The organism is Desulfovibrio desulfuricans DSM 642 (genome assembly GCF_000420465.1).
Lineage (GTDB): Bacteria > Desulfobacterota > Desulfovibrionia > Desulfovibrionales > Desulfovibrionaceae > Desulfovibrio > Desulfovibrio desulfuricans.
The window spans coordinates 184,608-204,990 of the sequence record NZ_ATUZ01000013.1 but is presented as its reverse complement, the minus strand read 5'-3'; the positions used below and the strand labels follow the sequence as shown (position 1 = coordinate 204,990).

The following is a 20,383-nucleotide window of genomic DNA, read 5'->3' as shown; positions in this document are numbered from 1 at the left end:
TTCTTTTTTTCACATTATTCCCGCAATGAACAATGTGCTCTTTTCAATTCTGCCTGATATCTTGTACTCTGAGAACAGGTGGAGAGAATAACCCTGCGCCAGATGTTGCCCGTGAGCGGTGGGGGGGATACCGCATGGAAGACATGTGCATTCGCGCAACCAGCTGGCTATGCGCAACAATTACCTGACAATCTTCATGGTTTTTATTGTTTGCGTGAACAAAGCTTAGGTAAATCGCTTTGTGCAGTCAAGCACATGTGTTATTTTTCACCAAGCTAATTTTTTTACAACATGCTAAAATATAATAATATTTACAATTCCATTGTAAATTAGTATAGTTACAAAAATAAAGAATCAGCTACTGGAATGCACTCCACAAGGGAGGTCAAGGCGTGTCCCTGTATTTTTGCCTGCGGGAAACTGCGGATATTACCGCCTTTATTGCAGGAGCAAGCCCCCTGCAGCCTGAAGCTGTATCCGTAAACGCTGCCCTTGGCAGGGTGCTTGCAGCCGATATGCACGCGCCTGTTCCCTGCCCTTCCACGCACCGCTCCACACGCGATGGGTATGCGGTGCGCGCCGCAGACATTGCCGGGGCAAGCCCCGCAGCCCCGGTGCTGCTCCACATGACGGGTGAAAGCCGCATGGGCAGGCCCTGCGGCGGCACACTGCAAAAAGGCGAGGCATGGCGCGTCTACACGGGCAGTACCTTGCCCGAAGGCGCTGACGCCGTGCTTATGCAGGAATTTGCGATGCTGGGGGATCAGTCGGCAGAGTCGAAGGATGCTCCGCCAGTGGTGGCAGTTTCCACCCCGTGCGCAGTGGGGGAAAATATTCTCGCGCCTGGTGCGGACATGCCTCAGGGCGCACTGCTGGCACAGGCGGGAACGAGGCTTGGGGCGCACAATATGGCCCTGCTGGCGCAGTTTTTCAAAGATGTGCCGCTGTACCGCAAGCCCGTGCTGGGCGTGCTTTCCACTGGTGACGAATTTTGCGGTTCTGCTCCGCAGAACGGTTTTGCCGCCTGCCGGAGCAATACCAATGCCCTGCTTCTGGAGGGGTTGACCGCCTCTCTGGGCGCGCGCTGCCTGCACCTCGGCACTGCGCCGGACAATGCGCAGGCTCTGGGCCAGCATCTGCGCGCGGCCGTGCCGGGCGGCCCCACGCCCTGCGACGTTATAGTGGTTATTGGCGGTTCTTCCGGCGGCAAACGCGATTTCAGCGCACAAGCCATAGCAGGCCTGCCGGGCTGCGAGATATGCGGGCATGACCAGCGGGTAAGCAGTGGCCGCCCTCTCACCCTTGCCCGCATGGGGCAGACAGCCATATGGGGCTTGCCGGGGCATTCACTCAGCCTTGCGCTGGCTGCGCAGGTTTTTCTGGCACCGCTACTGCAAAGGCTCGCCGGGCAGCAGGCCTCGCCGCAGCATATGAACCGGCAACCCGCCGTACTGGCGCGTCTTGGCCTTGCCCTACCGATGGAGGGGAACGCCCCCACCCACTACCCCGTGATACTGCGGCGCGAGCTTGGGCGCATAACGGCCTGGCCTGTTGCCGCTGGCACTGGCAAAACCGCCGTGCTGCGCGACATGGACGGCTGGATAACCATGCCCGGCAGCGATGATATGTCCAGAGGCGGTTTGCGTCGTGGCGCAGCAGTGCGCGTGCGCCTCTTTGCCTGACCCCCTGCCCGTCTGCCCAGGGCGGCACCCGCTTGCCATGCCGCATGGCTGTGACTACACTTGCAGGCACATCAACTGCAAACGGTGAAAAGCCATGCCTCCCCGCCCTTCTGCCCCACAGCAAACCTTCATTTCTCCGGACAAATATCCGTATCTTGAGGTGCGCACCACGCTGCAAAGTACCCTGCCCTACGCCGAGCACTTCCATTCAGCTTTTTCTTTCGGCCTTATTCTTGAGAGCGGCACCTGCTTTACGCTCATGGGGCAAGCACACGAGGCACTCAAGGGAGACATCGCCCTGATTGCCCCCGGCCTGCCGCACAGTTGCAATCCTCTGCACGGCAAGGCGCGCAGCTACCTTATGGCCTATTTTGACGCGGCATGGTTTGCGCGCAGCATCTGCTGCCCCTTGGGCATTGCCGAAGCGTACGAAGTAACAATGCCCGTTGTGCGCGACCCGGCGCTTTTTCAGCAGGGGATTGCCGCCATGGAGGCTTTTTGCAAAGGCGCGGATGATGCGGAAATACGTTTTGCAGCGCTTTTCAGGCAGCTTCAATGGGAATACGGTTGCCTCGCCAACAGTGCGGAACCTGTTGGCAAAAAGATGGACTATCCCCTTGCCGCCGCAAACATTCTGCTGCCCGCCGACATCGCGTCCATGGCAGGTGAAAACGGCCCGCCTGCCACAGACCATGCGCCCGTTACATCTTTGGCCCGCAGGGCTGGCCTGCGGCGCGAGAGCTTTTCGCGCGCATTCCGCCGCACCGCAGGCTTGCCGCCCAAGGCGTGGCTGCACTGCCTGCGGCTGGAAAAGGCCCGCGCCATGCTGCGTCAGGGCAAGAGCATTGCAGATGCGGCCCTTGCGGCAGGCTATGCCGATCAAAGCCACTTTCACCGCATGTTTGTTAAGTTTTATTCTGTCACGCCCGGCTGTTATCAACGGGGACGGTCACATTCGTACAATACGCGCAAACAAAAATAGGGTGTGCTGTCCGCAAGGAGGCCACCCATGTCTGTTTCCACACTGATCCCCGCTGCTTTTCCCGCGCTGGCTCTGGCGCACTTTCTTGCCCTGCTCAGCCCCGGCCCGGATTTTTTCCTTATTATTGGGCATGCCGTGCGGCATCGGCTGCGCGGCTCGCTGCTTATCTGCCTTGGCATCGCCCTGGGCAATGCCCTGTATATCTGCCTGGCGGTTTCCGGCTGGTCGGTCATGCGGCAGATGCCCGCCCTGTACCGGGTGCTGGAGCTTGCGGGCGCGGCCTATCTGGCATGGCTGGGCTTTTTGCTACTGCGGGCCAGCCGGGAGGCCGCCAACAGCAAGCCCTCGCCAGACCAGCCCACACCAGACCAGCACGCGCCAAGCCAACCTTCACATAACCAGACAGGCAGCCTCGCCACAGGCCATGCAAGCCCCCTCTCTCCCGGCAGACAATTGCTCACGGGACTTGGCTCTGCCCTGCTCAATCCCAAAAACGCGGTTTTTTACCTCACGCTTATGACTGTCATCCTCGGCCCCTCCGCCACCCTGCCGCAGCAGGCCTTTGCCGGAGTGTGGATGACCCTGCTGGTCTTTGCCTGGGATGCCGCCCTTGCCGCCGCCATATCGCTGCCCGGCGCGCAGCGGGCGCTGGAAAAACGTATTCCGCTTATTGAAGGGCTGGCAGGGCTGACGCTTGCCAGTATTGCCCTCTGGCTGACGCTACGGCCCCTGTTTGCCTGAGCATGCCGTAACAAAGGCAGAAAGCCCGCGTCATTGCAACGCGGGCTTTCATTGTATCAGGCAGATATATCTCAGGATAATGGTTCGACGAACTCGGGCTTGCGGGGAAGGAATCCGCCCCCGTAACGCACCTTACCGCCTCCGAAAACTAGGGCGCATCGGGATTCAACTCAATCTCCACAGGCGAGGTGATGGTCAGCTCATGCTTGACCTCGGCCTTGCCGCCCGCTGGCGCATCCACATTCCAGAACAGCAGATGTTCCTTGGCATCCTGCTGGGCCTGCGGCTTGTCGCGGTAGGTCACGGTAACGCCCTGATCCACCAGCATGGGCATGGGCCGTTCAAGGCGTACGGTCACGGCCCTGTCGCGTGTGTTGCGCACGGTGTACGTCCAGCCCCATGTCCAGGTACGGCTCTTGCCGATAAAGCCCTTTTCGCCGCGCTGGCGCAGATCGGCAACGGCATTGACCTGCACGCGCGGATCCGCGCCAAAGTAGAGCGTAACCTCGTTGCCCTTGGGGCGGAACTGCCCCATGCCCACGCTCTGCCCGTCCACGCTGAATTCGGCCTGCCCGTCAGGCCAGGCCTGCCCCTCGGGCAGGGTGTGACGCGCCATGAGCCACACGCGGCTGTCGCCCACGGAGGGACGCGCCAGCCACTGCAAGGGAGCCTTCCATTCATCCGCCAGCACCAGCAGGCGCGAGCGGCCTTCGGGCAAGCCCTTTTCTCCGGGCGTCCAGGCGGCGTACATGCCGCTGGTGTCGGCCTCCACTGGCGCGGCGGGGGCAGCTTCGGGCATGGCGGCATCCGCTGCCATCAGCATGCGCGGGGCCGACTTGGCAAGGGGCTGGGCCACGGGCTGAGGCTGTGAATCAATCACCCAGTGCGGCAAAGGCATGGGTTCACGCGGGCCTTGCCCACGGGAAACAAGCGTCAGGCGCGTATCTGTCCAGTCCATGCCGGAAAACTGCCACACCTCGGCCATAAAGCGCACGCTCACGGCATCGCCCTTGTCGGGCTGTACGTCAAAAACATAGGCAGGCCGCCAGCCGCAATTGCGCAGCGTATAGCTGTAACGCACAGGCAGCGTGGCAGCGGACACCGGCTTTTGCAGGGTGATCAGCACTGTCTGCCCAAGCTCGGGGCTTGGCGGCAACTGCTGCAATTCCTGCTTCAGCAGGGCCAGACGGCGCTCCAGATCAGCTTTTTCGTAGCTGAGGGCCGGCACTACCTCGGCCACGCGCTTTTCGCGCTGGGTCATATCCTGAAAACTGCCCTCGGCGGGCGCGCCTTCCCACAGGGCCAGCTGGGCCTTTACGGCATCAAGCTTGCCCGCAAGGGTCATCAACGCGTGCTGGCACTCTTCGCGCAGTTTGGCAAGATTGCCGCCCTGATCGAGTGTTTGGGGCAAAAATGCCCAGCGTACGATGGTATGGCCCGGTATGGATATCTGAAAATTTTCGGCCCCGGCGGGCAGCACCACGCGCACCTGACTTGCGCCATCGGCGGAAACCACAGCTGCCTGCTGCTCCACCTCAAGCAACCCGCCGGAAGGCGTGAGACGCGCGGCCTGCGGCGCTGCTGGCGTGTTGGGCAAGGCTGCGGCCTGCGCGCAGAAAGGGAACAAGCCACTCAAAAAGCATAGCATCAGAGCAGGCAGCACATGCCGCCCACTGGCAGATTTGCGGCAAATGCCAAGACCGGAAAGAAAAAAACGCAGGGGAGAAAGGACGGTGTACGACATTGGCCCTCCGGCGAAAACCGCCGCATACAAAGCCGCCGCGCCGCAAGATACGGCGCGGCGGCGGGCGGCTAACGCGTCAGTTTGCGGTACTTGATGCGGTGCGGCGTGTCGGCATCCTTGCCGAGCCGCTTTTTACGGTCTTCTTCGTAGTCCGTATAGTTGCCTTCATAAAACACCACGCTGGAATCGCCTTCAAAGGCCATGATGTGCGTGGCCACGCGATCGAGGAACCAGCGGTCATGGCTGATGACCAGCACGCAACCAGCAAAATTGTCCAGCGCGTCTTCAAGGGCGCGCATGGTGTTTACGTCAATATCGTTGGTGGGTTCGTCAAGCAGCAGCACGTTTGCGCCAGACTTGAGCATGCAGGCCAGGTGTACACGGTTGCGTTCACCGCCCGAAAGCACGTCCACCTTCTTCTGCTGGTCAGCACCGTGGAAGTTGAAGCGCGTGCAGTAGGCGCGGGCGTTGACTTCGCGCCCGCCCAGCTTGATGGTTTCAGCACCGTCGCTGATGATCTCGTACACGGTCTTGCCGGGCGTGAGCGATTCGCGGCCCTGATCCACATGGGCAAACTGCACTGTTTCGCCCACCTTGAGCGTGCCGGTGTCGGGCTTTTCCTGCCCCACAAGCATCTTGAACAGGGTGGTCTTGCCCGCGCCGTTGGGGCCGATAATGCCCACAATGGCGCCGGGGGGGATGATGGCGTTGACGTTTTCCATCAGTTCCCTGTCGCCCATGCCCTTGCTGACGCCCTCAAGCTCAAAGACAACCTTGCCAAGGCGCTGCCCCGGCGGAATGTAGATTTCCAGATCAGCCGCGCGCTTTTCACTCTCGTGCGAGAGCATGGCTTCGTAGGCGTTAAGGCGCGCCTTGCCCTTGGCGTGACGCCCCTTGGGCGACATACGCACCCACTCCAGTTCGCGTTGCAGGGTCTTCTGGCGGTCGGCTTCGGTTCTTTCTTCGTTGGCGAGGCGCTTCTGCTTCTGCTCCAGCCAGGAAGAATAGTTGCCCTTCCACGGAATGCCCCGGCCACGGTCCAGTTCCAGAATCCAGCCCGCCACATTGTCGAGGAAGTAGCGGTCATGGGTAACGGCAATAACCGTACCGGGGAAGGTGGAAAGGAAGCGTTCCAGCCATGCCACCGATTCGGCGTCAAGGTGGTTGGTGGGTTCGTCAAGCAGCAGAATGTCGGGCGATTCCAGCAGCAGGCGGCACAGGGCCACGCGGCGGCGCTCGCCGCCCGAAATCTGGGCAACGGGCATGTCGCCGGGGGGGCAACGCAGGGCGTCCATGGCCATTTCAAGGCGCGAATCCAGATCCCAGACGTTCTTGGCGTCCATGAGTTCCTGCACTTCGGCCTGACGGGCGATGAGGGCGTCCATCTCGTCCGCTTCCATGGGCTCGGCGAACTTGGCATTGATCTCTTCAAATTCGCGGGCAATGGCGGTGAGGTCGCTCACTCCGTCTTCAACCACTTCGCGCACGGTACGGGTTTCGTCCTTGAGCGGCTCCTGTTCCAGATAGCCGATGGTGTAGCCCGGGGCCAGCACGGTCTTGCCGTCAAAGGCCTGATCCACGCCCGCCAGAATGCGCAACAGGCTGGATTTACCCGCGCCGTTCAGACCAAGCACGCCGATTTTGGCCCCGTAAAAGTACGAAAGAGAAATGTCTTTCAGCACTTCCTTCTGGCCATGACGCTTGGTGACGCGGATCATGGAATAAATAATCTTGTCCGGTTCGTTACTCATGATGCTCCTCAAAATTTGGTGACGCTTCCGGCCCTGCGGCGTTTGAGATAACGCGGGGCGAAGCGCGCGCCAAATGGGCGCGCTGGATTGATGACAAACCCGGCCATGCAGGCCAAGGGTTTGCGCCGCCAAAACGGCAGCTCCGTCAGGCGGATAAACGGGTGCCCTGTGCTGGCAGCCCGCAGACATATGCGGTTTGCCGCGCACGGCGTACAGAGGAAGCCTTTGGTCAGACAGAGAGGCCCGCAGGCCCGCCAGACTCGCCAATGCACTGGGCGCTCGTGTAATATATGAGCCTATCCGTTAGCGGATTGTTTTTCAAGTGGCCTCGCGCTCCAGCAAAGACGCGCCCTGCGCAGAACTGCGATCTGCTGCCACCACAAAAGCAAGCGCGCCTGTCAGGCCAAAACCCGGCAGGCGCGGCAATGGCGCAGCAAAAACGGCACGTCTGTAGATCAGGCGCAGGCCCAGAACCAGACGCAGGCCTGCCGCCTAATCAATCATGATATGCAGCACTTCAATATCCGTTTCGCGCATGCCCTCGCGGGCCAGACGGGAAACACCGCGGATGGTTTCTTCCACATCGCCCTTCACAATGCCCTCGCCAGCGGGAAAAACCTTGCCCTGCATGGAGAGATCGTGGGCAGTGATGGCGGCATCCACCGCCGATGAAATCTTGGCCGCGCACGAGCTTTTTGCGCCATCGCACACAATGCCCGACACATTGACCAGGGTGTTGATGATGGTGTCGGCAATCTGCTGAAAGCTGCCGCCGTGCATCCAGGTAATGGCCGCCCCGCTGCCGCAGGCGGCGCTGACAGCCCCGCAGTAGGCCGAAAGCCTGCCAATGCCCGACTTGTTGTGTATGGCCACAAGATTGCTGATGAGCAGCGCCCGGTAAAGCTTTTCGTCCGGCAGGCCCAGTTCGCGGGCGTATTCAATGACCGGCAGCGAAACCGTGATGCCCTGATTGCCGCTGCCGGAATTGATGATAACCGGCAGATCGCTGCCTCCCATGCGGGCATCGGAGCCAGCGGCTGCCACCGCCGTGGCCCGGGTGCGCACATCGCTGCCGCGCGAATCAAGCAGGGAGCGGCCAACACCCATGGAGTACTGGTGGCTCAGGCCTTCAACGGCAATATTGCTGTTGCACAGAATCTGCTTGTCCAGAATATCGCGCACATCGTCGATATTGCAGTTTTCGGCAAAATCAAGAATTCCGGCGATGCTCATGAAAGCGCGGCTTTCTTCATGACTCTGCACATCAGGCTTGTATTCCCCACCCTGAAGAATTTTGCCGTTTTTTTCAACGCGCACCACATTGGTGTGCTCTTCGGCAATCTCCACCACGGCGCTGCTTTCGCCAGCCACCGCAGTTATCAGGATGTGCAGGTTAACAATGCTTTTGAGCAGCTCCACAGTGCAGAATCCCGCCGCCACAAGCTGACGGGCGCGCTCCGCATCCGCCGGGGTGACCGGGGTGAGCACCTGCAACTGCAAGTCGGGGTTGCCCCCCACCGCGCCGAGCGCGGCAGCAACGGCAATACCCTTTTGCCCGCCGGAATTGGGCACAACAACGCTCTTGGCGTTCTTGATCATGTTCCCGCTGCAAGCCACTGTCAGGCGGTCTGGAAAGGTTCCGAGAACCTTTGCCGCCAGCGCTCCGGCAAAGGCAATGGCAATGGGTTCGGTGCAGCCCTGGGCCGGGATCAGCTCTTCGCGCAGGATTTCGAGATATTTTGCGTAGGTATCCATAGTATCCATCATGGTCATATGCGCCCAGTAAGCGAACGCAACTATGCCCCATGTCAGTTTGTATTGTCCTTGGTCTGCCTGCGGTCAGGGAGAAAACTCAGCCAGTACCGTTGCGCCGCCCTTTAAGGCTATTTCAGCAGGGATTCCGCCTTGGCACGGATGTTTTCCACGCTCAGATCCTGATTGGCGACGCGGTCAACCAGTTCGCCATTTTTGTAGAACAGGAACACAGGCACGGTCATGATTTTGAGTTCAATGCAGAGCCTGCGACTTCCGGCAATGGGTATCTTGCAGAACTTGACCCGGCCCTCAAAACTTTTTGCCAGTTCTTCCACTTCCGGCATCATGGCCACGCAAACGGAGCACTGCTCGCCCCAAAACTCCACAACTACCGGCTCGCTGCTTTGCAGCACTTCCTGTTCAAAACTGTCTCTGTCTATTGCAAGCATGGGAATCTCCTTGCCGATCTGCCGTACCGCAGATGGCGATTATTTTTACTGCACAGCCCAAGGCCACGCGGGCCGCAAGGCTGGAAATTCGCTAGCGGGATTGCAGCCAGTGATAGGCGGAAATGGCAGCCAACGCACCGTCTGCCGCCGCCGTGACAATCTGGCGCAAAGGGGTGTCGCGTACGTCGCCCGCTGCAAAAACACCCGGAACAGATGTGCGCAGGTGGGCATCCGTAGCCAGCCAGCCGCCATCAGCGCGCTGAAAGCGCTCATCAAGAAATGCCGTATTGGGTTCAATGCCCACGCATACAAATACACCCGCCACTTCAAGCCCGGTGCATTCACCGCTGGCCGTATTGCGCAGGGTCATGCCCTCGACCATCTCGCTGCCGTTGATGCTTGCCACTGCGCTGTTCCAGACAGGAATAATCCTGTCACTGGCGAGGGCGCGGCCTGCCAGCACGCTGTCCGCCCTGAAGGCATCCCGCCGATGAACAATATATACCTTGCTGGCAAAGCGGGTCAGATAAAGGGCTTCTTCCACCGCTGTATTACCGCCGCCCACAACGGCCACGGCCTCGCCTTCATAAAAGGGCGCATCGCAAACAGCGCAGTAGCTCACCCCCGCCCCGGTCAGCGTGTCTTCACCGGGGCAGCCAAGCCGCCGATGGGTAGCGCCGCTGGCGATGATGACGGATTGCGCCGCATAGTCGCCCCTGGTGGTGTGGATAATCTGGCGGTCGCCCTGCGCTTCCAGCCCGAGCACGTCGCCTCTGGCAAAGGTGCAACCCAGATGTCCGGCATGCTCGCGAAAGGATTTGTCCAGTTCCGGCCCGCTCACATTGGGCAGACCGGGCCAGTTTTCCACATCAAGCGTATTGCATATCTGGCTGCCGCCATTGCCGCTTTCCAGCAGCAGCACGTTGAGGCCCGCCCTGCGGGCATATATGCCTGCGCTGGCTCCGGCAGGGCCAGCACCGATAACGACAAGTTCATGCTCCTGCATGGTATCCGCCAACTTTTGTTTTTTTGGGCCGCGCTCCCCCTGCCGCTGCGGTTTCCCGCAGCGGATATCCGGCAAATCCATTGCGCCGGAAGGGGTGCGCCCGTATTAAATGAAGAGTGTATGCGCCTACAGTTTGGCGCAGGTTACCTGCTGGCCGCTGGCGGGCGCTGGCGAACCAGATGCAGACTTGCCGCCCGAAGTGATGGGCTTTTTGCAATGGGGGCAAAGAACCGTGCCGCGCACCTGCGAGGGGCGCAGAAAACGGTGGGATACCCTGTTGCAGTGTTCGCAGGTAAAGGTAAGAAAAGGCATGATCTTTCTCCAGAAATTTATTGTTCCAGCAGTCCCATGACCACCATCTCAACCTGAACCAGCACCTTGGCGCCATCGGCCATGCCGCCCCCAAAAAGCGTTTCGCCCTCGTGGGTTACAGAGCCGTGCAGGTGAACGCGCACCTCATTGTTCTCGCGCCACATTTCGCCTGTGATGCCGTTGACTTCCAAGAACTTTTCAATGGTTTTTGATTTCACCGGCGGCGGCATGGCTGTGCAGGTTACGGGGTAGTTGCAGATAATTTTTTCAAGGGAGCCAATGCTTGAAAGAATAAAGGCCCGTTCAAGTTTCTGCTGCTCAAAAAAATCCCGTAGTCCCTGAAACAGGTCAGAGCCTGGACCAAGGCGCAATTTGTACCATTTAGGCTGGGTCAGTTCTGTTACTTGCATGAAATCCTCGATGCTCGCCGTAATAGTTATAAGCTGTAACTACGAGGCATCACTTGAGGTTGTAGATTTTTTTGAGCTCAAATTCTTCAATCAGCCACTTCATGCCTTCCTGAATTTCGGGGCTTACATCGCGCATGGGGCGCTTGCAGTGACCGACAGGGAAGCCCAGCAGGCGCACAAAGGTCTTCACCGCCACAGGGTTGGTGGCAGCGTAGCAGGCCTCCATGATGGGCAGCAGCTCGTTGTAAATCCTGCGGGTGCGCTGCACGTCTTCAAAGTTCTTCCAGGGGCGGGACATTTCAGCCATGGCGCGGGGGTGAATATTGCCCGTCACGTTGGCGGTTCCCGCGCCACCAAAGGCCAGCACGGGCAGGGTCAGGGCATAGGCGGGCGAATCGCAGCACAGGATGGGCAGCTCGCCGTGGGTGCCTTCCTGAATGGTGGCAATCTGGCCCACGTTGGGCATGGCTTCCTTGTCGGCCACCAGATTGGGCACGGAATTGAACAGGGTGATGACTGTTTCCGCGTTGACGTTGGCCACGACTCTGGCGGGGTTGTTGTACAGGCCCACGCTGATATCCACAGAAAGGCAGACATCAATGAGGTATTCCAGGACGGATGCCTGATCCGGGCACAGATAGGGGGGCACCACAACAACAATGCCGTCCGCGTCCTGCTCCTGCGCGTAACGCGCAAGCTCGATGGTTTTTTCGGTGTCGCCGTGGGTCACGCCAAAAAACGCATGGATCTTGCCCTTGCAGTAGCGGGCCATGTCCTTGATGACGGTCTTTTTTTCTTCAATGGTCAGGGTCGTGGGTTCGCCGGTGGACCCCAGCACCAGCAAGGTGCTGGTGCCGTTGGCGGCGTGAAAATCCACAAGATCATGCATCACACCAAGGTCAATGGTGTTATTTTCGGTAAAGGGGGTAACAATCGCTACCCAGGAACCTTCAGGGTAAATCAGCTTTCCCATCTTCAATCTCCTTTAATGCTCTGCCTCAGGCAACAGCACGGGCCTGCACGGCCTTGCTGCTCATTTTACAATATGCGCCGGTAACAAATACAATGCCAAGGCCAATCATGTCTGTGATGCTGCCGGGAATAATCAGCAGACACGCGCCCACAATCAACAGCAGGGCCACCGGCAACGGTATGGGGCGGAAAAACCAGCGTTCCATGCCGCCAGCCAGAGCAACGGTGCCAATGGTGGCGGTAACAAAAACCTGGAGGATGTTCTGCCACTCGCCCTGCATGAGCAGAGCCGGGTCATACATGAAGAAAAACGGCACAATAAAGGCCACGCTGCATAAACGCGAGGCAATCAGGCCCGTGCGCATCATGGAGGCGCCCGCCACTTCCGCGCCAGCGTAAGCAGCAACAGCCACCGGCGGCGTGACCATTGAGATCACCCCGAAATAAAATACGAAGAAATGCGAGGAAAGCACGCTGAAGCCAAGCTCGCGCAGGGCGGGAACCCCCAGGGTCGCCACAAGCACGTAGGCCACTGTGGTGGGTGTGCCCATGCCCATGAGGAGCGAGGCAAGCATGATCAGAATCAGCGCGACTATGGTGCTGCCGCCGGATATGGAAATGACCACAGAGGCGAGGTTAAGCCCCACGCCAGTGAGCGACACAACGCCGATGACAATACCCGCGCCAAGGCAGGCAACCGCAATCAGGATCATGCGCCGACCAGCGGTGGAAAGTATTTCAACAAAACGGCGCGGCCCGATGGCAAACTTTTTATCGCCCCACGAAACAACCACGGCAGCCGCAGCGGCAGCCATTGCCGCCCTGAAGGGCGTGTAGCCGAACATCATGATCACAAGCAGGGCCACAATGGGCAGCAGAAGATAAAGTCTTTTGACAACATCCTTCATGCGGGGCAGCTCCTCCTTGGGAACCCCCACAAGGCCCAGCTTGGCAGCCTCAAAGTCCACCATCATGAGGATGGAGAAAAAGTACAGAAAAGCCGGAATCACCGCCGCCTTGCACACCTCAAGGTAGGGTATGCCCAGCGTGTCCGCCATCAGGAATGCGGCTGCGCCCATGACCGGGGGCATGATCTGCCCGCCGGTGGAGGCTGCGGCCTCCACCGCTCCTGCAAAAGTGGGCTTGTACCCGGCCTTTTTCATCATGGGGATGGTGAACGCGCCCGTGGCGTAAACATTGGCGGCAGCCGAACCGGAAATGGTGCCGAAAAAGGCGCTGGTAATAACAGCAATCTTAGCAGGGCCGCCGCGATAATGGCCTGTCAGCGCGCGGCCGAGATCCATGAGCACATCGCCCGCGCCGCACCTCTCAAGAAAGGTGCCGAATACAATGAAGGCGGCAATATAGGTGGCCGAAACACCAATGGCTGAAGAATACAGACCCTCAAGCCCAAACCCCAGATAATCCACCACTTCGTTCCACGAAAAACCCTTGTGCGCGAGCATGCCGGGGATGTGGGCACCCCAGAACGCATAGGCCAGAAACAGCAGGCAGACCACCAGCAACGACATGCCCACCACGCGCTGGATAAGCACCAGAACCAGCACCAGGGCAGTGATGCCGCTGATGGTCTGGCCGAGGGTCAGGTCGTCAACCATGACCAGACGTTCCGCAATCTGGTCTGCCTGAATGGCTGGCAGCGCGAAAGCGGCCAGAGCCATCAGTGCCAGCACGAGATCAAGGGGCGCAGGCCCGCGCTTCTTGCTGGAAGGATACACCAGAAAGGCCAGCGATGCGGCAAACATGACGTGGATGGGCCGATGCACATAGGCCACCGGCATTCCAAAAATCGTGGTGACGCAATGGTAGCCCGCAAACAGCAGGCAGCCAAAGAATATGAGGTATTGCACAAGCCTGGCAAACCCCTGCTGGCCAGCAACTTCGCCAAAGTCATTGCTGGCTTCGCCAGCAAGTTCTTTTTCCACAGCGCTGCGGGCCAGATTGACCTTGGGTGACGCGCCTGCAGCGTCCTTTTGCTCGGAAGAAGCCATTATTTCACCCAGCCCTTTTCCTTGTAATAACGCAGGGCACCGGGGTGAATGTATTGCACGGCAATATGATCAGCGCTTTTGCTGGGGTCAAAGACCGAATAGGTCTGGTGCACATTGCGGATCATCTCGGGCTTTTCACAAAGCACCTTGGTCAGGGCGTACACAGCATCGTCCGGCAGGTTGGCACCTACGGGCAAAACCACGGTTTCGGCCATGTGCGGCGTATCCTTTGTGATAAAGTAATACTGCCCGGCCTTGATGGTGTAGGTCATGTAGCCATCGCTGCTCAGCTTGTCGAGAACCGCCTGATCAATAGGCAACATCTTCATTTTGACGGTGGTGATCAGCTCGTTGATAGACGAAACGATGGGGCCTACATAGGCGTCCGCATGGCCATCCTGAATAAGGGAGGAGGCTTCCGCATAGGAAACGTAGCTCACGGAGCCGCCCCATTCCTTGATGTCTTCAAACGAGAAACCGTACTGCTTGAGCATGTTCTCGGAGGCAACCGCAGGGGAGGAGCCTTTTTTGGAGGTCAGCAGACGGATTTTGGGCTTGGTGCTGGCGATGTCCGCAATGGAGGTGTAGGGGGAATCAGCACGCACAAGAAAAAAGCTCATGGGCATGGGCGCCACATACATCATGATTTTTACGTTCTGCACAGGCTTGCGGCTGGCGAACACGCCCTCGGCCTTAAGGCTTTCTTCATACAGCTTGATCATGCTTGTACCAAGGTCAGCCTTGCCCGCATCAATCTTCAGCAGGTTTTCCACTGAGCCGCCAGTGTTGACGCTCACGGTAGTGCCGGGCATGACCCCGCGTGCAGCTTCGCCGATAACGCCGCCAAGGGCGTAAAAATCGCCGCCAAGCGGGCCAGAGGTAATGGTAAACGTTTTCAGCTCCGCCGCCTGGGGCATCTGGGCCAGCCCAGCCGCCAGCATAACCACGGTAACCAACAGCGAAATCAAACCCTTTTTCATAGAATACTCCTGTGTACGGTTTATCCCGGCCTTCAGTAAGGCACGGCAGGTCGCTGGCACTTGGCAATACTCTGGGGGGGGCCAAAACCATTAGCACCCTATCAAAATTCATTCCAAAATCATATACCCTCTCCCAGGCCTTGCGGCTCTAGCACTTACTGCACTTACCCCACACCGGGGCAAAGAGCTGCCAGATGCAAAATTGAAAACATCCAGAACAAATATAGTTACATTATTTAACATTTCAATGCCTTATTGCATTCTCAAATATGGGAACACATTTCTCAAATATGAGAAAGGGCCTTTCCGTTGCTGCATGCAAATGGCCTGAAAAGGCGAGGCTGCCTGTTGTGTTATTTCAGCGAGCTAATGCAGCAGATTATATTCCTGTAGTTTACGGTACAATGTGGCGCTGCTGATGCCCAGACGCTTCGCCAGAAGTTTTTTCTGCTCCGTGCTGGTAGCTACGCCGATCAGGCGTTCCAAAAGCTGTTTTTCGTGCGCCGCAAGCATTTCCTTGAGCGTTGTTGCAGGCGATGCTCCTGACCGCCTGGCAAAAAAATGCTGCGGCAAATCATTGGCCCGTATCAGTGGGCCTTCAACAACGTTAACAAGATACTCAATGATATTGCGCAATTCACGTACATTCCCCGGCCATTCATGGCCCATGAATGCGTCAAAAGCCACGGGATCAAGCCCGCGGATGTCGCGGCGCAGCTCTCGCCGGTAGCGGGCAAGAAAGCTCTCGATAAAAACAGGGATATCCTCACGCCGCTGACGCAAGGGCGGTATATGGATGGGGATGACATTCAGGCGATAGTACAGATCGTTGCGAAAGGTTCCCTGGGCGACCATTTCCTGTAAATTGCGGTTGCTGGCGCACAGAATGCGCACATTCACCGGGATGGACGCAGAACCGCCCACCCGCTGCACGCATTTATCCTGAAGCACGCGCAGCAGTTTGGCCTGCACGGGCAAGGGCATCTCGCCCACTTCGTCCAGAAACAGGGTACTTTCATGGGACAGTTCAAACTTGCCCATGCTTCCGCCTTTTCTGGCGCCCGTAAACGCGCCTTCTTCGTAGCCAAACAGCTCGCTCTCAACCAGATTTTCAGGAATGGCCCCGCAGTTTACAGCCGTCATCAGCCGCTTGCCGCGCCCGCTCATACTGTGGATGGTGCGGGCCAGCACCTCCTTGCCGGTGCCGCTTTCTCCGCTGATAAGCACGGTGGAATCCGATGTGGCGATCTTCTGCACCAGGGCCAGAATATCCCGAATGGCAGCGCTGTTGCCCAGCAGGGGGGTTTCTTCCAGTTGTTTGCGTTCACCGCTCACGACCGCATCAAGCTGGTGCTCAAGAATGCGCGAATGCTGCTGCGTGACAAGTTTGCTTTCAATCAGCATGCTCATATATTTGAGGAATTCCTGAAGTTTTTCCTGATTCCCCAGCAGCCGCCCACGCTCGTCCTCGTTAAACGCAACAATGCCAATAACGCCAGCCACCTTGTTGTTCAAAAAGATGGGGTAGGCCATGTCGGCGAGTTCATTGCAGTTCTCGCGGTTGGCGCACACGCTGCAAGCCTGATCGTTCTGCACGTTTTTGACAAAGGCCGGTTTGCCGGTTTTGAATACTTTGTCGAAAAAAGCACTGTGCGCGATCTTCCGGCTGATAAGCGACTCATATTCCGCCGTGCCGCCCACGCGCACCAGATTGCAGTCAACCACGGTAACGGGCGCGTCCAGAATGGAAGCAACCGCAAGCACATAGGCCTGCACAAAAGACTGGATTTGCATAAGGCTGGAAAGTTCTGCCATTCCTGCTGCTCGTGGGTATGAAACTGTTCGGAAGATGCAGAACGCATGGCGCGCCACGGCGAATCAGCACCTGAAAGTACCTGAGCGATACCTTTTGCCCAAACCAAGTGCAAGTGCCCTCGCTTGCCACCGTGAACGCTCTCTGCCAGTATGCGCCTCACACCATTGCGGCAGAAAACCGCGCAACAGGAGACAAAGGTTGAGTATCTTACAGCGCGCTGGCAATGCACTTACCCGTTACATGGGAGCGCTTATTCTGACATGCTCGGCTTTGGCTTTGTGGAAGCCGGAGCTGTTCCGCTGGGTGGCCCCGCATGTTACGCCGCTCCTGGGGTGCATCATGTTTGGCATGGGCATGACCCTGCGGCTCAAGGATTTCAGCATGGTATTTTCCCAGCCGCGCGCCCTGCTTCTGGGCCTGCTGGCCCAGTTCGGCTGCATGCCGCTGCTGGCCTTTGCGCTGTGCCATCTGTTCGCCCTGCCGCCCGATCTGGCAATGGGCGTCATTCTTGTGGGCACGGCCCCCGGCGGCACCGCCTCCAATGTGCTGACCTTTATTGCCAGAGGCGACGTGCCGTATTCCGTGGCGCTTACCTCGCTGACAACCGTTGTCGCGCTGGCGCTCATGCCGGTGCTCACATGGCTGCTGGGCGGCGTGTGGGTTCCTGTAGACATGGGGGCCCTGTTCGTTTCCATTCTTAAAATTGTGGTGATCCCGGTTATTCTGGGCATTGCGGCGCACCGTTACTGCGGCAGGCTTACCGAGCGGGCCATCCCCTTTTTGCCCCCGATCTCGGCGCTTACCATCACGCTGGTGGTGGCTGGCATCATGGCCATCAATGCCCCGAACATCCTTGAGGCCAGCGCCAATATCTTTCTGGTCGTCGTGTGCCACAACCTGCTGGGTTTGGCCTTTGGCTATGCCGTGGGCCGCATCTGGAAATTTGATGAACCCCGCTGCCGCGCTCTCTGCTTTGAGGTCGGCACACAGAACTCCGGCCTGGCTACAGCCCTCGCACTGGCGCATTTTTCTCCGGTTTCAGCCATTGCTGGCGCGCTGTTCAGCGTATGGCAGAATATTTCTGGCGCGCTGGTTTCAAACTACTTTCATGGTAAAAAGCTGAAACCGAACCCGTAACCGAAGCCCGGAGCAGAGCCGCCTCCCCAGACCGAACGCCACGCCACGAGCTGCCGGGCTTTGACTCTGGCGCGGTGCTGTGCCAAGTTGTCCGCAGCCGCCCGCCGCTGGCAGGTTATGCCATTGGCTACACCTTGCAGCAGGCCGACGGCTCAGTACCTTCACCCTTTACCAGCAATCTTGAAGAAGGAAGCGCCATGAGCAAGGAAGTCATCAGCACGAGCAAGGCCCCCGGGGCAGTCGGCCCTTACAGTCAGGGCATCAAGACCGGCAACATGTTCTTCTTTTCCGGTCAGATTCCCATTGATCCCGCCATCGGCAAGCTGGTGGAAGGCGATGTGAGCGCTCAGGCGGAACAGGCTTGCAAAAACGTTATGGCATTGCTGGAATCACAGGGCCTGACCGCCGCCAATGTGGTTAAAACCACAGTATTCATCACCGATATGGGCAACTTTGCGGCTGTTAACGAAGTGTACAAAAAGTATTTCACGGCCCCCTGCCCCGCGCGTTCCTGCGTTGAGGTCAGCAAGCTGCCGCTTGGCGCGCAGGTTGAAATTGAGGCCATTGCCACGCTGTAATTTTTAGCCGCAACACGGGCGGCATGGCCCGGTCTTCAACCGCAACGCGGCTCTTGTTTGCAAGCAGCCGCGTTGCGGTTTGTTTGTGACCTGACGCCTCGGCAACACCGCCGCATCAGGGTGCTTTGCCGATTTACAGATGCTGTAAAATAGTGGAATATGCAGAAGATTAACGGCAAATGCGAGGCGTGGTATGGATGACCGACAGTCGGATATCACAGGGCAGTATGCCCTGCATATGCAGAAGCAGCTTGTGCAGCACTGCCTTGCCCCCTGGCCTCGCCGTAGCCGCACCCTGCTTGAAGTGAACTGCGGGCGCGGCGAGCTGTTGCCCCTGCTGTGGGAATACGGCTTTGACATGACCGCCACGGAGCACAATCCCGAGTTGCGGGCGGAGGCAAGCCGCATGGCTGACCGCGCCGAAGTGCTGGCCGCCGCTGACGATCACCTGCCCTTTGATGATGACGACTTTGACTGGGTTGTGCTGCACCTTGCTTCACCCAGCACCGAAAGCACGCGCAAGGCCATAGCCGAATCTCTGCGCGTGGCCTCCGCAGGCCTTGCCCTCACATTCTGGAACTCGGCTTCGCTTCCCTTTATGCTCCACCTGCTTGGCGGCCGCAAAACTGCATGGCCCGGCCCGACCTTCTGCTGGTGGCAGATATGGCGGGCGCTCAGGAGCCTTTCGGCTGGCCGCATCAGCGGGGCCAGTGTTCTTGCCGGGCCGCAGGGCACATGGAATGCATCGTGCGCCCTTTCCGGCTGCAACAGGGTCTTGCCCTGGCTGCCCGTGGGAGCATGGGGCATTATCCGTATCGACATGGCAAAATCCCGCCCGGTCACGCCGCTGCCTTTACGGCTCGGACGCAGGCGCATGCGCCGCGCAGAGCCTGTTCTGGAATGCGGCCACAAATCTCAGGCCAAGGCTGCCGACACAGAGAGGAAAGCGCCATGAACCTGTCCTTTATTACCCCCATTGTGGCATTCATACGCCAGCACTTGCTGGCGCTGGCTGCAGTGCTGCTTGTGATTCTGGCGGCGGTGGGCGGATACAGCGGCTGGCGGTACTACCAGTACAGGCAGACTGCCGAATTTGCCTTTGCGCAGATAAAGGACGCACTGCACCCGGCCAAACCTGCAGAACTGGCGCAACGCGTAAACTTTGACGCCATTTCCCTCCCCCTGGCCAAGGCCGTTGCAGAGCATTACCCCTTTTTAAAAAAAGGGCCAAACCAGCTGCGTGATCTGAGCGACATGATTCAGGTCGGTCTGCTCAAGCAGGCGCGCGTCAAGGAAGAACCCGTCAAGGAAGAAACTGACGAACTGGTGCGCCTCAGAACCCCCCTGTATGTTCTGCCGCCAAACTTTTTTACCCAGTTTTTTACAACCATGACCTTGCAGAACCCCACGGAGAATACAGCGCTGATAGCCGCGCAAATTCGCCACCCCGTGCTGAACAAACAGTTTTCACTGCTGCTGCGCATGGACAAAACCCCAGAGGGATGGAAGCTGGACGACATGGTCAATGCCGAGGAGATGGTTCGCCAGTACCGCGAGTTCCAGATGGAGCGCATGGTCGCGCAACGGCAACTGCTTCTTGACAAAAATGCCAAGATAAAAAAACGCATGGAAGATACACTTCCTCTCAAGGCCTGCACAGCCAGCGCAGGTTTGATTTCAGACGGAAAGACTCTTCTTGTTGTGGTGGACGTGCAAAGCAAGAACATCAGCACAATCCCCGTCAACAACGTGGATATTTCGGTCAAAATTTTTGCGCCAGACGGCAGGGAGCTGATGCAGCGTTTTCTTAATGCCGTGCAGCCCACATTTCCGGGTGATACGTTTGAACGCAGATGGACAATTGAAGTTGACGGCACAAGCCCGCTTGGCAAATCCATTGCGGCGGCGCGCAAACTTACCTGCGAGGCTTCGTGGAAAACCCTGGGCCTCGCCAATGGAGAGATGCTGCACTTTGCCATAGCGCCTGATCTGCTGGAAGAATTTCAGTAGTTTTCACAGTCACCTGTCCACTATGCCCTTTTCTCGCGCAGGCGAA

General features: G+C 58.5%; 18 protein-coding genes. 7 read left to right on the top strand and 11 right to left on the bottom strand.

All coding sequences use genetic code 11. The features are described 5' to 3' along the window. The first annotated feature begins 392 nt into the window (after window positions 1-392). The 3 genes from G449_RS0106440 (at window position 393) to G449_RS0106430 (ending at window position 3,405) form a co-directional block, all read left to right on the top strand. The gene (locus G449_RS0106440; protein ID WP_022658493.1) at window positions 393-1,682 is read left to right on the top strand and encodes a molybdopterin molybdotransferase MoeA; all 1,290 of its coding nucleotides are present in this window, start codon (window positions 393-395) and stop codon (window positions 1,680-1,682) included. Window positions 1,683-1,776: 94 nt separating this feature from the next. Beyond that, window positions 1,777-2,664, top strand: coding sequence for an AraC family transcriptional regulator (locus G449_RS0106435; RefSeq protein ID WP_022658492.1), 888 nt, complete (start codon window positions 1,777-1,779; stop codon window positions 2,662-2,664). Window positions 2,665-2,691: 27 nt separating this feature from the next. Beyond that, window positions 2,692-3,405 carry a LysE family translocator gene (locus G449_RS0106430; RefSeq protein WP_022658491.1) on the top strand — a complete coding sequence of 238 codons (714 nt, stop codon included), beginning with the start codon at window positions 2,692-2,694 and terminating at the stop codon, window positions 3,403-3,405. Between the two features lie 148 nt (window positions 3,406-3,553). On the opposite strand, the gene G449_RS16290 is transcribed toward G449_RS0106430, so the two are convergent. From G449_RS16290 to G449_RS0106370, 11 genes are all read right to left on the bottom strand, one after another. After that, the gene (locus G449_RS16290) at window positions 3,554-5,149 is read right to left on the bottom strand and encodes a DUF4139 domain-containing protein (protein WP_022658490.1); all 1,596 of its coding nucleotides are present in this window, start codon (window positions 5,147-5,149) and stop codon (window positions 3,554-3,556) included. Window positions 5,150-5,217: 68 nt separating this feature from the next. Further along, the gene (gene ettA / locus G449_RS0106420) at window positions 5,218-6,900 is read right to left on the bottom strand and encodes an energy-dependent translational throttle protein EttA (protein WP_022658489.1); all 1,683 of its coding nucleotides are present in this window, start codon (window positions 6,898-6,900) and stop codon (window positions 5,218-5,220) included. Window positions 6,901-7,392: 492 nt separating this feature from the next. After that, complete coding sequence (locus G449_RS0106410) at window positions 7,393-8,667, bottom strand: L-cysteine desulfidase family protein (protein ID WP_211215142.1); 1,275 nt, start codon at window positions 8,665-8,667, stop codon at window positions 7,393-7,395. Between the two features lie 116 nt (window positions 8,668-8,783). Then, window positions 8,784-9,104, bottom strand: coding sequence for a thioredoxin family protein (locus G449_RS0106405; protein ID WP_022658486.1), 321 nt, complete (start codon window positions 9,102-9,104; stop codon window positions 8,784-8,786). Between the two features lie 91 nt (window positions 9,105-9,195). Beyond that, window positions 9,196-10,110: a thioredoxin-disulfide reductase gene (trxB, locus tag G449_RS0106400; protein WP_027180762.1), complete on the bottom strand. Its 915-nt coding sequence runs from the start codon at window positions 10,108-10,110 to the stop codon at window positions 9,196-9,198. A 126-nt stretch (window positions 10,111-10,236) separates the two neighbouring features. After that, entirely contained in the window at window positions 10,237-10,422 is a 186-nt protein-coding gene (locus G449_RS0106395; protein ID WP_022658484.1) for a hypothetical protein, read from the bottom strand. A 17-nt stretch (window positions 10,423-10,439) separates the two neighbouring features. Further along, a complete protein-coding gene (locus tag G449_RS0106390; RefSeq protein WP_022658483.1) occupies window positions 10,440-10,832 on the bottom strand; it encodes a PPC domain-containing DNA-binding protein in 393 nt (130 codons plus the stop codon). A gap of 49 nt (window positions 10,833-10,881) precedes the next feature. Further along, complete coding sequence (locus G449_RS0106385; protein ID WP_022658482.1) at window positions 10,882-11,805, bottom strand: dihydrodipicolinate synthase family protein; 924 nt, start codon at window positions 11,803-11,805, stop codon at window positions 10,882-10,884. Window positions 11,806-11,830: 25 nt separating this feature from the next. After that, window positions 11,831-13,816, bottom strand: coding sequence for a TRAP transporter permease (locus G449_RS16285; RefSeq protein WP_022658481.1), 1,986 nt, complete (start codon window positions 13,814-13,816; stop codon window positions 11,831-11,833). Continuing rightward, window positions 13,816-14,796: a TAXI family TRAP transporter solute-binding subunit gene (locus G449_RS0106375; RefSeq protein ID WP_022658480.1), complete on the bottom strand. Its 981-nt coding sequence runs from the start codon at window positions 14,794-14,796 to the stop codon at window positions 13,816-13,818. The genes G449_RS16285 and G449_RS0106375 overlap by 1 nt, the downstream gene beginning before the upstream one ends. A gap of 366 nt (window positions 14,797-15,162) precedes the next feature. Beyond that, window positions 15,163-16,611 (bottom strand): sigma-54 interaction domain-containing protein, encoded by a 1,449-nt coding sequence (locus G449_RS0106370; RefSeq protein ID WP_022658479.1) that lies wholly within the window; start codon window positions 16,609-16,611, stop codon window positions 15,163-15,165. Between the two features lie 199 nt (window positions 16,612-16,810). Here G449_RS0106370 and G449_RS0106365 point away from each other — a divergent pair, with 199 nt between their 5' ends. The 4 genes from G449_RS0106365 (at window position 16,811) to G449_RS16275 (ending at window position 20,337) form a co-directional block, all read left to right on the top strand. Beyond that, window positions 16,811-17,749 (top strand): bile acid:sodium symporter family protein, encoded by a 939-nt coding sequence (locus G449_RS0106365; RefSeq protein WP_027180760.1) that lies wholly within the window; start codon window positions 16,811-16,813, stop codon window positions 17,747-17,749. A gap of 197 nt (window positions 17,750-17,946) precedes the next feature. Further along, a complete protein-coding gene (locus G449_RS0106360) occupies window positions 17,947-18,327 on the top strand; it encodes a RidA family protein (RefSeq protein WP_027180759.1) in 381 nt (126 codons plus the stop codon). Between the two features lie 193 nt (window positions 18,328-18,520). Then, window positions 18,521-19,282, top strand: coding sequence for a methyltransferase domain-containing protein (locus tag G449_RS16280; protein WP_022658476.1), 762 nt, complete (start codon window positions 18,521-18,523; stop codon window positions 19,280-19,282). After that, a complete protein-coding gene (locus G449_RS16275) occupies window positions 19,279-20,337 on the top strand; it encodes a hypothetical protein (RefSeq protein WP_022658475.1) in 1,059 nt (352 codons plus the stop codon). Before G449_RS16280 ends, G449_RS16275 begins: the two co-directional genes overlap by 4 nt. Window positions 20,338-20,383 lie beyond the last annotated feature (46 nt).

Coding starts and splice junctions, on each gene's coding strand:
- G449_RS0106435 (WP_022658492.1), top strand. CDS start 1,777: ATGCCTCCCCGCCCTTCTGCCCCACAGCAAACCTTCATTTCTCCGGAC.
- G449_RS0106430 (WP_022658491.1), top strand. CDS start 2,692: ATGTCTGTTTCCACACTGATCCCCGCTGCTTTTCCCGCGCTGGCTCTG.
- G449_RS16290 (WP_022658490.1), bottom strand. CDS start 5,149: ATGTCGTACACCGTCCTTTCTCCCCTGCGTTTTTTTCTTTCCGGTCTT.
- ettA (WP_022658489.1), bottom strand. CDS start 6,900: ATGAGTAACGAACCGGACAAGATTATTTATTCCATGATCCGCGTCACC.
- G449_RS0106410 (WP_211215142.1), bottom strand. CDS start 8,667: ATGATGGATACTATGGATACCTACGCAAAATATCTCGAAATCCTGCGC.
- G449_RS0106405 (WP_022658486.1), bottom strand. CDS start 9,104: ATGCTTGCAATAGACAGAGACAGTTTTGAACAGGAAGTGCTGCAAAGC.
- trxB (WP_027180762.1), bottom strand. CDS start 10,110: ATGCAGGAGCATGAACTTGTCGTTATCGGTGCTGGCCCTGCCGGAGCC.
- G449_RS0106395 (WP_022658484.1), bottom strand. CDS start 10,422: ATGCCTTTTCTTACCTTTACCTGCGAACACTGCAACAGGGTATCCCAC.
- G449_RS0106390 (WP_022658483.1), bottom strand. CDS start 10,832: ATGCAAGTAACAGAACTGACCCAGCCTAAATGGTACAAATTGCGCCTT.
- G449_RS0106385 (WP_022658482.1), bottom strand. CDS start 11,805: ATGGGAAAGCTGATTTACCCTGAAGGTTCCTGGGTAGCGATTGTTACC.
- G449_RS16285 (WP_022658481.1), bottom strand. CDS start 13,816: ATGGCTTCTTCCGAGCAAAAGGACGCTGCAGGCGCGTCACCCAAGGTC.
- G449_RS0106375 (WP_022658480.1), bottom strand. CDS start 14,796: ATGAAAAAGGGTTTGATTTCGCTGTTGGTTACCGTGGTTATGCTGGCG.
- G449_RS0106370 (WP_022658479.1), bottom strand. CDS start 16,611: ATGGCAGAACTTTCCAGCCTTATGCAAATCCAGTCTTTTGTGCAGGCC.
- G449_RS0106360 (WP_027180759.1), top strand. CDS start 17,947: ATGAGCAAGGAAGTCATCAGCACGAGCAAGGCCCCCGGGGCAGTCGGC.
- G449_RS16280 (WP_022658476.1), top strand. CDS start 18,521: ATGGATGACCGACAGTCGGATATCACAGGGCAGTATGCCCTGCATATG.
- G449_RS16275 (WP_022658475.1), top strand. CDS start 19,279: ATGAACCTGTCCTTTATTACCCCCATTGTGGCATTCATACGCCAGCAC.